Origin of the sequence: Micromonospora radicis, from assembly GCF_003583405.1 — a bacterium.
GTDB classification, from domain to species: Bacteria; Actinomycetota; Actinomycetes; order Mycobacteriales; family Micromonosporaceae; genus Micromonospora; species Micromonospora radicis.
On sequence record NZ_QXEC01000005.1, the window covers coordinates 29955 to 42598 of the forward strand.

General features: G+C 72.0%; 9 protein-coding genes. 5 read left to right on the forward strand and 4 right to left on the reverse strand.

Annotation, left to right across the window (positions count from 1 at the left end):
- Positions 1-43: 43 nt before the first annotated feature.
- Positions 44-655 (reverse strand): hypothetical protein, encoded by a 612-nt coding sequence (locus tag D2L64_RS07285; protein ID WP_407663062.1) that lies wholly within the window; start codon positions 653-655, stop codon positions 44-46.
- A 216-nt stretch (positions 656-871) separates the two neighbouring features.
- Between D2L64_RS07285 and trmB the strand changes: the two genes are divergently transcribed.
- The 3 genes from trmB to D2L64_RS07300 all read left to right on the forward strand — a co-directional run bounded on the left by trmB (position 872) and on the right by D2L64_RS07300 (position 4831).
- Positions 872-1495 (forward strand): tRNA (guanosine(46)-N7)-methyltransferase TrmB, encoded by a 624-nt coding sequence (gene trmB / locus D2L64_RS07290; protein WP_233558846.1) that lies wholly within the window; start codon positions 872-874, stop codon positions 1493-1495.
- 47 nt (positions 1496-1542) lie between these two features.
- On the forward strand, positions 1543-4047 hold the full coding sequence (locus D2L64_RS07295) for a DEAD/DEAH box helicase (protein WP_119573952.1): 2505 nt from the start codon (positions 1543-1545) through the stop codon (positions 4045-4047).
- A gap of 139 nt (positions 4048-4186) precedes the next feature.
- Positions 4187-4831, forward strand: a complete 645-nt coding sequence (locus D2L64_RS07300) for a hypothetical protein (protein ID WP_119574120.1) — start codon at positions 4187-4189, stop codon at positions 4829-4831.
- A gap of 104 nt (positions 4832-4935) precedes the next feature.
- On the opposite strand, the gene D2L64_RS07305 is transcribed toward D2L64_RS07300, so the two are convergent.
- Positions 4936-5319 (reverse strand): cytidine/deoxycytidylate deaminase family protein, encoded by a 384-nt coding sequence (locus tag D2L64_RS07305; protein WP_119573953.1) that lies wholly within the window; start codon positions 5317-5319, stop codon positions 4936-4938.
- A 176-nt stretch (positions 5320-5495) separates the two neighbouring features.
- On the opposite strand from D2L64_RS07305, the gene hrpA reads away from it, so the two are divergent.
- Complete coding sequence (hrpA, locus tag D2L64_RS07310) at positions 5496-9554, forward strand: ATP-dependent RNA helicase HrpA (RefSeq protein WP_119573954.1); 4059 nt, start codon at positions 5496-5498, stop codon at positions 9552-9554.
- On the opposite strand, the gene D2L64_RS07315 is transcribed toward hrpA, so the two are convergent.
- Positions 9521-10864 (reverse strand): NAD(P)/FAD-dependent oxidoreductase, encoded by a 1344-nt coding sequence (locus tag D2L64_RS07315; RefSeq protein WP_119573955.1) that lies wholly within the window; start codon positions 10862-10864, stop codon positions 9521-9523. The two genes, hrpA and D2L64_RS07315, sit on opposite strands and share 34 nt — an antisense overlap.
- Before the next feature lie 77 nt (positions 10865-10941).
- The gene (locus tag D2L64_RS07320; protein WP_119573956.1) at positions 10942-11874 is read right to left on the reverse strand and encodes a LysR family transcriptional regulator; all 933 of its coding nucleotides are present in this window, start codon (positions 11872-11874) and stop codon (positions 10942-10944) included.
- Positions 11875-11951: 77 nt separating this feature from the next.
- Between D2L64_RS07320 and D2L64_RS07325 the strand changes: the two genes are divergently transcribed.
- The gene (locus tag D2L64_RS07325; protein ID WP_267898661.1) at positions 11952-12644 is read left to right on the forward strand and encodes a succinate dehydrogenase cytochrome b subunit; all 693 of its coding nucleotides are present in this window, start codon (positions 11952-11954) and stop codon (positions 12642-12644) included.

Genomic DNA, 12644 nt, shown 5'->3' on the forward strand with positions numbered 1-12644 from the left:
GGCCGGGGTTGCCGGGGCGGGAGGCGCGGGCGGCCATCGCGGGTCACCGGCCGGCGCGACGACGGCGGGCGGCCACGACCCAGAGGACCATGCCGCTGACGGTCAGCGCGAGCCCGCCGGGCAGCAGCAGACCGGAGGTGACATCCGCAGCGCCGCCGCCGAACCCGGTCGCCGGCCCACGGCTGGGTTTGACGGTGCGTACCACCTGGAGCATCGTCGAGGCGCTCTCACCGCCTCGGCATTCCAGCTTGACCCGGTAGTTGCCGGGCAGCACCCGGTCCTTCACCTGCGCGGTTCCGTACAGCAACCCGCGCTGGGGCTGCACGGCGACCCGGCCGAAGGCGTCCGAGACGACGATGGCACCGACCGAGTTGTCCTGGCAGCTGGCCCGCAGGCCGACCAGGTGCCCCGGTTCCACCGTGCTCGGACTCACCTCGACGAACACGTGTGGGCCGGGCGGTTGCGGCGCGGCCACCGGCCCGGCCAGGACCGGTGCCGCGGCCAGCGCGGGCACGGCGGCCAGCGAGGGTGCCGCCGAAGCCGGCTTCGCGGCCAGGGCTACGGCGAGCAGCGGGGTCAGCGCCGCCAGGGCGAGCGCCGGGGCGGCGAACACGGCGGACGAACGCGCCGGACGAGTGCGGGTCACTGACACGATGGCCCCTCCCGGCGCGACGGAGCAGTCGCCGAGCGTCGCCGGACACCCGGTCTGCCGTACGGGATGATGGTCTCACCCCGGGTCGTACATCACATCCGATCCGGCGCGGTACTCGCGTAGGCTCGGTTGGCTGTGACCTCCACCGACCCGACCCCCGCGCCCGCCGCGCCGCACCCGGCGCGGGCGATCCGTACCTTCCACCCGCGGCGCGGCCGAATGAGCGGCCGACAGACCGCGGCGTTGGAGCAGCTCTGGCCGGTGTACGGCCTGCGCGTGCCCGACGCCGCGCCGTTCGACCCCGTCGGGTTGTTCGGCCGCCGGGCCCCGCTGGTGGTGGAGATCGGCTCCGGCATGGGCGACACGACCGTGGAGATGGCCGCCGCCGACCCGGATCGAGACTATCTGGCAGTCGAGGTGCACACGCCCGGAATCGCGAACCTGTTGGACCTGGTCCACCGCCGTGAGCTGGGCAATGTCCGGATCGCCGAGGGCGACGCGGTGGAGCTGATGACGCTGCTGCCGCCGGATTCGCTGGCCGCCGTGCACGTCTTCTTCCCGGACCCGTGGCCGAAGTCGCGGCACCACAAGCGGCGGCTGATCCAGCCGGCACACGTGGCGTTGCTGCGCTCCCGGCTGGCCGTCGGCGGCACGCTGCACTGCGCCACCGACTGGGCGGAGTACGCCGAGTCGATGCGGGCGACCCTGGACGCCGATCCGGGCCTGGTCAACCCGCACGATGGCTACGCACCCCGGCCCGCGCACCGGCCGGTGACCCGGTTCGAGCGCCGGGCGTTGGCCGTCGGCCGGCCGGTCGCGGACCTGGTCTACCGCCGCCGCTGAGGACGGGTTGGCGCCGGAGGGCATGATCCAGGCACGATGGACCGGCCATGACACTCACCGCCGCGCTGCCCAAGACCGCCGACCCCGACACCCTCTACGACGCGTTCGCCAGTTGGGCCTCCGAGCGCGGTCTCGACCTCTACCCCCACCAGGAGGAGGCGGTCATCGAGATCGTCTCCGGCGCCAACGTGATCATGAATACGCCGACCGGCTCCGGCAAGAGCCTGGTCGCGATCGCCGCGCACTTCGCCGCCCTGGCCGACGACCGGACCACCTTCTACACCGCGCCGATCAAGGCCCTGGTATCGGAGAAGTTCTTCGCGCTCTGCGAGGTCTTCGGCGCCGAGAACGTCGGCATGCTCACCGGCGACGCGAGCGTCAACGCCGACGCGCCGATCATCTGCTGCACCGCGGAGATCCTGGCCAACCTGGCGCTGCGCGAGGGCACCCGGGCCGACGTCGGCCAGGTGGTCATGGACGAGTTCCACTTCTACGCCGAGCCCGACCGGGGCTGGGCCTGGCAGGTACCGCTGATCGAGCTGCCGCAGGCCCAGTTCATCCTGATGTCGGCCACGCTGGGCGACACCACCCGGTTCGTCGACGACCTGGCCCGACGCACCGGCCGGTCGACCGCCGTCGTCCGCTCGGCCGAGCGGCCGGTCCCGCTGCTCTTCTCGTACGCGATGACGCCGATGCACGAGACGCTCGAAGAACTGCTGGAGACCAAGCAGGCCCCGGTGTACGTGGTGCACTTCACCCAGGCCGCCGCCCTGGAGCGCGCGCAGGCGCTGATGAGCGTCAACGTCTGTACCCGCGCGGAGAAGGACATGATCGCCCAGGCCATCGGCGGCTTCCGGTTCACCTCGGGCTTCGGCAAGACGCTGTCCCGCCTGGTCCGGCACGGCATCGGCGTGCACCACGCCGGGATGCTGCCCAAGTACCGCCGACTGGTGGAGACCCTGGCCCAGGCCGGACTCCTCAAGGTCATCTGCGGTACGGACACCCTCGGCGTCGGCATCAACGTGCCGATCCGCACGGTGCTGTTCACCGGCCTGTCCAAGTACGACGGGGTGCGTACCCGGCTACTGAAGGCACGCGAGTTCCACCAGATCGCCGGCCGGGCCGGTCGGGCCGGCTTCGACACCCTGGGCCGGGTGGTCGTGCAGGCGCCCGAGCACGTGATCGAGAACGAGAAGGCGCTGGCCAAGGCCGGTGACGACCCGAAGAAGCGGCGCAAGGTGGTCAAGAAGAAGCCGCCGGAGGGTGCGGTCGGCTGGGGGCAGCCCACCTTCGACCGGCTCGTCGCGGCCGAACCGGAGCCGCTGACCTCCAGCTTCCAGGTCAGCCACTCGATGCTGCTCAACGTCATCGGCCGCCCCGGCGACGCCTTCGCCGCCATGCGGCACCTGCTCACCGACAACCACGAGGACGCCGCCGCCCAGCGTCGACACATCCGCCGGGCCATCGCCATCTACCGCGCGCTCAAGGCCGGCGGGGTGGTCGAGGAGCTGCCCGAGCCGGACGAGACCGGCCGGCGGGTCCGGCTCACCGTCGACCTGCAACTCGACTTCGCGCTCAACCAGCCGCTGTCGCCGCTCGCCCTGGCCACCATCGAGCTGCTGGACACCGAGTCGCCGTCGTACGCCCTCGACGTGCTGAGCGTGATCGAGTCGATCCTCGACGACCCCCGCCAGGTGCTCTCCGCGCAGCAGTTCAAGGCCCGCGGTGAGGCGGTCGCCGCGATGAAGGCCGACGGCATCGAGTACGAGGCGCGCCTCGAACTGCTCGACCAGGTGACCTGGCCCAAGCCCCTCGCCGAACTGCTGGACAACGCGTACGAGATGTACCGGCAGGGCCACCCGTGGGTGGCCGACCACCAACTCTCCCCCAAGTCCGTGGTCCGCGACATGTACGAGCGGGCGATGACCTTCACCGAGTACGTGCAGTTCTACTCGCTGACCCGCTCCGAGGGGCTGGTGCTGCGCTACCTCGCGGACGCCTACAAGACGCTGCGGCAGACGGTGCCCGAGGAGGCCAAGACCGAGGAACTGGTCGACCTGATCGAGTGGCTCGGCGAGCTGGTCCGGCAGGTCGACTCCAGCCTGATCGACGAGTGGGAGCGGCTGCGCAATCCCACCGACCTGCCGGAGGTCGCCGCCGCCCTGGACGACCGCCCGGCCGCGGTCACCCGCAACACCCGGGCGTTCCGGGTACTGGCGCGCAACGCCCTGTTCCGCCGGGTGGAGCTGGCCGCGTTGCGGCACTGGGACGCGCTCGGCGAGTTGGACGGGCCGTCCGGCTGGGACGCCGACGCCTGGGCCGACGCGCTGGAGCCGTACTTCGACTCGTACGACGGGATCGGCACCGGCCCGGACGCCCGCGGCCCCGCGCTGCTGATGATCGAGCAGGGTCGGGAGCGCTGGACGGTGCGGCAGATCCTCGACGACCCGCAGGGCGACCACGACTGGGGCATCAGCGCCGAGGTCGACCTGGCCGCCTCCGACGAGGCCGGCGCCGCGGTCGTCCGGATCACCGACGTCGGCCAGCTCTGAGGCCGCCCGACGGTCAGCAGAGATTCTTCGCAAGGGGCCACCCGGAGTGTCCGGATGGCCCCTTGTCTCCCCTGGGCGATGTCAGGCCCATCGATTAGAATGTGTGTACTAATCGAGTTCCTGACCTGGGAGGATGCTCGTGAGCGCGCCCACCTCCAGCCCCCTCACGCCGTACGCCACTCTCCTCGGCTTCACCCGGTACGTCGACCGCACCGGGCCGACCAAGGCCACCTTCGTCGGCGGGTTGCGCCGACAACGGGCCAGCCGCTCCGGCTTCAACCCACACGGTCAGTTCGTCAAGGCGCTCAAGGCCGACATCGCCTTCCACACCGGCGGCACCCACCTGTCCCAGGTGGTCGAGATCGTCAAGCCCCGCTGGCGCCCGCTCTACCAGGCCCTCATGCCGGGAGCCACGGCGTGGCTGCACTCGCTGGGCGAGCCGCGATCGGTCGACCTGGCGCAGACCCGCGACGCCCTCGCCCTGCTCGGCGACCTCCCCGTCAAGATCAACCCCCAGTTCGGCGTACGCCACGCCGACGGTCGGGTCGAGGCGGTCCGGCTGCACTTCGACGAGGCTCCACCCAGCGAGGAGGCGGCACTGGCCACCCTGCACCTGATGGCCCGGCACATGGACGCCGTCCTGCCGCACGCCGAGCCGGTCCTGGTCGACGTACGGCGCGGGTTGGCCCACCGGACGCCCGAGGGGGTCAAGACCGACGAGATCGAACGCTGGCTGGCCGGCGAGGCCGCCGCCTTCCGCGCCATCTGGTCCGCCGCCGCCTGACCAAGACCACCCGGTCGCTCCACCACGACAACGACGACCCGGTCTGGGCCCCACCCGGCGAGTGGGGGCCAGGCCGTTCACAAGGGCCGGGCGGGGCGGGGCGATCAGGTGGGGTGGTGGGCGGTGGGCAGTTCGGCCACCGGTACCACCCGTGGGTCGCCGAGCGGCCCGACGATCACCCGCAGCGCCGGGAAGCGGTCGGCCAGCAGCCGTTGACACGAGCCGCAGGGAGTGAGCAGGCTGCGGCCTCGGTCTCCGACCGTCACGATGGTCTCCAGGTCCTGCACGCCCTGGGTCGCCGCGGAACCGACCACGATCACCTCGGCACAGGCACCCGCGCTGTCGTGCACCACGTCGACCCCCGAGACGACCCGACCGTCGGTGGTCCGGGCCGCCGCGGCGACGGTGTGGGCCGCGCTGCGGCAGCGCAGCTTGGCCACCGCGCTGGCGGCCTGTACCAGCGCCCGATCTGTGTCCCGCATCGTCATCGTCGTCTCCGTGCTCGCTCCGGCCCGGCCGACAACGATAGACGCCGCCACCGCGGGCGAGCGGACACCCGAGCGGGCGGCACCGGTGGACGCCCGAGCCGCGGACCGACGGGCGAGCAACCGGGCGGGTAACCAGGAGGCGGTCCGGCGACGGGCTGCCTATCCTTGGCGACGACATGCAGAATCCAGCCACACCCGCCGCGACCGACCCGATGCGCGAGTTGCAGCGTCGCCTTCCTCCGCTGATCTTCCGCGACCAGCGCCAGCTGCGGCGGCGCCTCGACGGAGTACGCCGGCTTCGTGACCCGCAGCGGCGGGAGTCGGCGTTGGCCGAGATCGCGGCCGAAGTGACCGCCGCGGAGGCCCGGCTAGAGCGGCGCCGGGCCGCGCTGCCGACGATCACCTACCCGGCGGCGTTGCCGGTCAGCGAGCGTAAGGACGACATCGCCGCCGCGATCCGCGACCACCAGGTGGTGATCGTGGCCGGCGAGACCGGCTCGGGCAAGACCACCCAGTTACCGAAGATCTGCCTGGAGTTGGGCCGTGGGATCGGCGGGCTGATCGGGCACACCCAGCCCCGGCGGCTGGCCGCCCGTACGGTCGCCGACCGGATCGCCGAGGAGCTGGGCACCGAACTGGGCGACGTGGTCGGGTACAAGGTGCGTTTCACCGACCAGGTCGGCGAGCGGAGCCTGGTCAAGCTGATGACCGACGGCATCCTGCTGGCCGAGTTGCAGACCGACCGGATGCTGCGCCAGTACGACACGTTGATCATCGACGAGGCGCACGAGCGCAGCCTCAACATCGACTTCATCCTCGGGTACCTGAGGCAGCTGCTACCCCGCCGGCCCGACCTCAAGGTGATCATCACCTCGGCGACGATCGAGACCGACCGGTTCGCCCGGCACTTCGCCGGCCCGCCGGACGCCGAGCATCCCGACGGCGTGCCCGCGCCGGTGGTCGAGGTCTCCGGTCGGACCTACCCGGTCGAGGTGCGCTACCGGCCGCTGGTCGAGGTGGCGGCCTCCGACGAGGAGGAGGCGGACGAGGAGAACGTCCGCGACCAGGTCCAGGCGATCGGCGACGCGGTCGAGGAGCTGGCCGCCGAGGGACCCGGCGACATCCTGGTCTTCCTCAGCGGCGAGCGGGAGATCCGGGACACCGCCGACGCGCTGGGCAAGCTGGTGCAGAACAAGCGTTCGCTGCTCGGCACCGAGATCCTGCCGTTGTATGCCCGGCTGAGCGTCGCCGAGCAGCACCGGGTCTTCGCCGCGCACACCGGCCGGCGGGTGGTGCTGGCCACCAACGTGGCGGAGACCTCGCTGACCGTGCCCGGCATCAAGTACGTGGTGGATCCCGGTACCGCCCGGATCAGCCGCTACTCACAGCGGCTGAAGGTGCAGCGGCTGCCCATCGAGCCGGTCTCGCAGGCCAGTGCCAACCAGCGCAAGGGTCGCTGTGGGCGGACCTCGGACGGCATCTGCGTCCGGCTCTACGACGAGCAGGACTTCGAGTCCCGGCCCGAGTTCACCGACCCGGAGATCCTGCGTACCAACCTGGCCTCGGTCATCCTCCAGATGACCGCCATCGGTCTCGGCGACATCGCCGCCTTCCCGTTCATCGACCCGCCGGACCGCCGCAACATCACCGACGGGGTCAACCTGCTGCACGAGTTGGGGGCGCTCGACCCGACCGAGACCGACCCGGAGCGGCGGCTCACCCCGCTCGGGCGGCGGCTGGCCCAGCTTCCGGTCGACCCCCGGCTGGCCCGGATGGTCCTCGAAGGTGAGCGCAACGGCTGCGCCACCGAGGTGATGGTGATCGCCGCCGCGCTGTCGATCCAGGATCCGCGCGAACGGCCGGCCGACAAGCAGGCCCAGGCCGACCAGGCGCACGCCCGGTTCGCCGACGCCGAGTCGGACTTCGTCGCGTACCTGAACCTGTGGCGTTACCTGCGCGAGCAGCAGCGGGAGCTGTCATCGAGCGCGTTCCGCCGGATGTGCCGGGCCGACTACCTCAACTACCTGCGGGTACGCGAGTGGCAGGACATCGTCAGCCAACTGCGCCAGGTGCTGCGTACCGCCGAATCCAGTGGCCGGGGTCGCGGCCGGCGCGACGCCGCGGCGGACGGGTCCGACGGCGGCGGACGGCGCCAGGTCGGCGCCGACCTGCCGGAGGAGATCGACACGCCGAGGGTGCACCAGTCGCTGCTGCCCGGCCTGCTGTCACACGTCGGCCTGAAGGACGCGCAGAAGAACGAGTACCTGGGTGCCCGGGGAGCGAAGTTCGGGCTCTTTCCCGGCTCGGCGTTGTTCCGCAAGCCGCCCCGCTGGGTGATGGCCGCCGAGTTGGTGGAGACGTCCCGGCTGTGGGGCCGGGTGAACGGCCGGATCGAACCGGAGTGGGTCGAACCGCTCGCCGGCCATCTGGTCAAGCGCAGCTACAGCGAGCCGCACTGGGAGAAGAAGCAGGCGGCGGTGATGGCGTACGAGAAGGTGACGCTGTACGGCGTACCGCTGGTGACCTCCCGCAAGGTGAACTTCGGCCGGATCGACCCGGTGCTGAGCCGGGAGCTGTTCGTCCGGCACGCCCTGGTCGAGGGCGACTGGTCCACCCACCACCAGTTCTGGCGGGACAACCAGCGGCTGCTGACCGAGGTGGAGGAGCTGGAGAACCGGGCCCGACGGCGGGACATCCTGGTCGACGAGGAGACGATCTTCCAGTTCTACGACGAGCGGATCCCGGCCGAGGTGGTCTCCGGACGGCACTTCGACACCTGGTGGAAGAAGACCCGGCGGGAGCAGCCCGAGCTGCTCACCTTCACCCGGGAGCTGCTGGTCAACGCGGGCCGGGGCGGGGTGGACGAGGCCGACTTCCCGGACCGGTGGAGCGCCGACGGGGTCAGCCTGCCGCTGACGTACACCTTCGAACCGGGTACGGCCACCGACGGGGTGACGGTGGACATCCCCCTGCCGCTGCTCAACCAGGTGCCGGCGGAGAGCTTCGACTGGCAGGTACCCGGACTGCGCGAGGAGTTGGTGGTCGCGTTGATCCGGTCGTTGCCCAAGCCGGTGCGCCGCAACTTCGTGCCGGTACCCGACTACGCCCGCGCCGCGCTGGCCGCGATCACCCCCGGCGACGAGCCGCTGCTGGACGCGCTGACCCGGCAGCTGCGCCGGATGACCGGCGTGACGGTGCCCCGGGACGCCTGGGATCCGGGCAAGCTGCCGCCGCACCTGCGGGTGACCTTCCGGGTGCTCGGTGACGACGACCGACCGGTCGCCGAGGGCAAGGATCTGCCGGCGCTGCAACGCCAGCTCAAGACCGAGGTACGGCAGGTGGTGGCCGCCGCCGCGCCGGAGGTGACCCGCACCGGCCTGACCTCGTGGGAGATCGGCACCCTGCCGCGCACCGTCGAACAGGTGCGGGCGGGGTATGCGGTGACGGCGTACCCGGCGCTGGTCGACGAGGGTGCCACGGTGGGGGTGCGGGTCTTCGACTCCCCCGCCGAGCAGGAGGCCGCGCACTGGGCGGGTACCCGACGGCTGCTCCGGCTGACCGTGCCGTCACCGGCGAAGTTCCTGCAGGGGCGGCTGAGCAACGAGGCGAAGCTGGCGCTGTCGCGCAACCCGCACGGCGGGGTGCAGGCACTCATCGAGGACGCCGCGGGTGCGGCGATCGACAAGCTGGTCGCCGACGCGGGCGGTCCGGTCTGGGACGCCGAGGGCTTCGCGGCGCTGCGGGACAAGGTGCGGGCCGCGCTGGTCGACACCGTGGTGGAGGTGATGGAACGGGTCCGGGCGGTGCTCGCCGCCGGGTACGCGGTCCAGCAGCGGCTCGGCGCGACGAGGAACCTGGCCGTGGTGGCCGCCCTGGCCGACATCCGCAACCAGCTCACCGGCCTGGTGCACGCCGGGTTCATCACCGAGGCCGGCTACGCCCGCCTACCCGACCTGCTGCGCTACCTGACCGCGATCGAGCGGCGGCTGGACCGGCTGCCCGGCAACCCGGCGCGGGACAAGCAGCAGCAGGACCGGATCGCGGTGGTGCAACGGGAGTACGACGAGATGCTCGCCGCGCTGCCGCCGGCCCGCCGCACCTCCGTCGCGGTGCGGCAGATCCGCTGGATGATCGAGGAACTGCGGGTGAACGTCTTCGCGCAGGCCCTGGGCACCCCGTACCCGGTGTCCGAGCAGCGGATCTACCGGGCCATGGACGACGCCGAAGGCCGCTGACGCCGGCCGGCGAGCACCCGGAGCAGCACGTCCGGGCCGAGCAGCCGGGCCGGCGGGTCGATCAGGTTGAGCACCCGCAGGAACGCGGCCCCGAGCACGGCGTCGTTCGACGCGGCGGCGTGCAGCCGCGCCAGGTAGGCGTTGACCAGCCGGACAGCCGGGGTACGCCGGCCGCGTACCCCGGGGAAGCGCAGGTCGGCGCCGACCGCGATGGACCACGGCGCGTCGATCAGGCGGGCGGCGCGCGGGAAGAACCGCCGGGCCAGCCGGTCCCGGTCGCGGGCGAGGAGCCTACGCAACAGCAGGGTTTGCAGGGCGGCGACCGTGATGCCCTGGCCGTAGACGGGGTTGAGGCTGCACAGCGCGTCGGCGAAGACCAGGTAGCCGGCGGGGAACCGGGGCAGCCGCTCGTAGCGGCGTCGGACGCTGGCCGGGAACCGCATCAGCACCGGATCGTCCAGCGGTTCGGCGTGCCGGACCAGTTCGCCGACCTGTGGTGCGGTCAGCGAGGCCGCGAAGCGGGCGAAGCCCTCGTCGTCGGTCGGGGGCTGCTCACCGAGGATGCCGGCCATGGTGACCGCGAACCGGCCGCCTTCCTGCGGTGCCACCACCCCGTAGCGGGGGCGGCCCGGCATCGCGTTGGCGAGTACGCCGAGCATGCCGTCCAGTTGGCCGTCCTCGCGCCGGTACCGGCGGGTCACGTACGTGACGCCGACCTCCACCTGTTCCTGCGGTGCCGCCGGATAGCCGAGTTCGGCGAGCCACACCGGGCTGCGGCTGCCCCGGCCCGCGGCGTCGACCACGAGGTCGGCCCGCAGTTCGTCGGGCCGGCCGGTCGCCGGGGCCAGCCGCACCCCGGTGACCCGGGACTGGTCCGGCGTGGCGGTCAGGCCGGTGACCTCGCACTCGGGCAGGACGCGCACCCCGGGCAGGGCGGTCACCCGGTCCCGTACCGCGTGTTCGAGCAGCGGGCGGCTCATGCCGAAGCCGGTGAGGTCCGACCGCGCGGAGCGCATCCGGTGGCCGTCGTTGTACCAGTGCACCTGGCCGTGCAGGTCGACCGGGGTGGCGCCCTGGCGGTACAGCTCCGCGCCGAGGCCGGGGAACAGCTCCTCCAGGATCTGTCGCCCCCGGGCGAGCAGGACGTGCACCTGACGGCCCTGCGGCACCCCGCGCCGGGGGGCCGGCCCGGCGGGCAGCTTGTCGCGATCCAAGAGGGTGACCTGTGCGTACGTTTCCGCCAGTGCCCGGGCGGCGAGCAGACCGCCCAGGCTGGCTCCGACGACGACGGCGTGACCGGACGCTGCCATGCCGGGCAGCCTATGGCGCCGCCGGGGGCCGGGGCGTCTTCGTCCGTGCTCGATGGCGTGGGCGTCGCCGGCCTCGTTCAGGCCAGCGCCTCGACGCCGGGCGGGAGTTCCCGGGCGGCGGTCGCGGTGTGGACGTATTCGAGCAGGATGCGGCGTAGTTCCCGGCCGGCGTGGGTGGGCACCACGTCGCGGCGGCGGGCCACCGCGATGGTGCGTCGCACGCCGGGCGGGGCCAACCGGGTGACCCGGATGCCGGGTCGGCGGGCGACCACGATGCCCGGTACGAGGGCCACGCCCAGGCCGGCCTCGACGAAGCTGAGTACGGCGTCCATCTCGCCGCCGTCGACGGACAGGGTCGGCTCGAAGCCCGCGGCGCGGCAGGCCTGGAGGGTGGCGTCGCGCAGGTCGTAGCCCTCCCGGAACATCACCAGCGGCTGGTCGCGCAGATCGGTGATGCGCAGGTCGCTGCCGGCGGGGGCAGCCGGCAGCGGATCGACCGAGGCGACGACCAGGCTCTCGGTCAGGATCGGGTCGGCGCGCAGTCCGGGGTCGGTGCCCTGGGCCGGCATGATGATCAATGCTAGGTCGAGGTCGCCCCGGAGTAGGTCGCGGACCAGGTCCTGCGAGCCGCCCTCCTCCACCCGAAGGTCGACGCCGGGGTGGACGTCGCGGAACCGGCGCAGCACCGGCGGGGCGAGCGAGGTGGCCAGGCTCGGTGTGGCGCCGAGGCGTACCCGGCCGCGCCGCAGGCCGACCAGTTCCTGCACCTCGCGGGTGGCGGTCTCCACGTCGGCGAGGATCCGCTTGGCCAGCGGCAGCAGCACCTCGCCGGCCGCGGTGAGGGTGATGTTCCCCCTTACCCGCTCGAACAGTGGGGCCCCGAGGGTGTCCTCCAGGGCGTGAATTTGCTTACTCAACGAGGGTTGGGTTATGCCGACGACATCGGCAGCCTGGGTGAAATGTCGTACTTCGGCCACCGCCACGAAGTACTTCAGCTGATGGAGCTGCATCTACATAGCTTATGGCTATCAAGACTGCGGTGTCGATGCATTGGACGACTGATCAAAGTCCTCCTAGCGTCGGTCGCGTGGTAGTCACGACAAGAGCGCGGTCGCCCATCCGTTCCAACGTCGGCCTCAAGGCCGTCATGGCGGTGACGGGCATCCTCCTGGTGCTGTTCCTCATCGCGCACATGCTGGGCAATCTCAAGGTCTTCGCCGGCGACGCGTCGTTCAACCATTACGCGCACTGGCTGCGCGAGATCGGCGCTCCGATCCTGCCGAACGTCTGGTTCCTCTGGATCATGCGGGTCGGGCTGCTGGTCGCGGTGCTCGGGCACATCTGGGCCGCCACCGTCCTCGCCCTGCGGGCCCGCGCCGCCCGCCCGGTGCGCTACGCCCACCGCAAGAAGGTCCGGGGCAGCTACGCCGCGCGCACCATGCGCTGGGGCGGCGTGATCATCCTGCTCTTCGTGATCTACCACATCCTGGACCTGACCACCGGCACGCTGAACCCGGTCGGCGACCCGTCCCGGCCGTACGCCAACGTCGTCGCCGACTTCGCGCCGGAGCGCTGGTACGTCACGCTCTTCTACACGCTGGCGATCGTGGCCCTCGGGTTCCACCTGCGCCACGGCGTGTTCAGCGCCCTGCGCAGCCTTGGCCAGCAGACCCCGCGCGGCGAGCAGCGAGCCCGGGCGGTGGCGCTGGTCTTCGCCGTCGCGCTCTGCGCCGGCTACCTCCTGGTCCCGTTCGCCGTACTCACCGGATTGGTGTCCTGA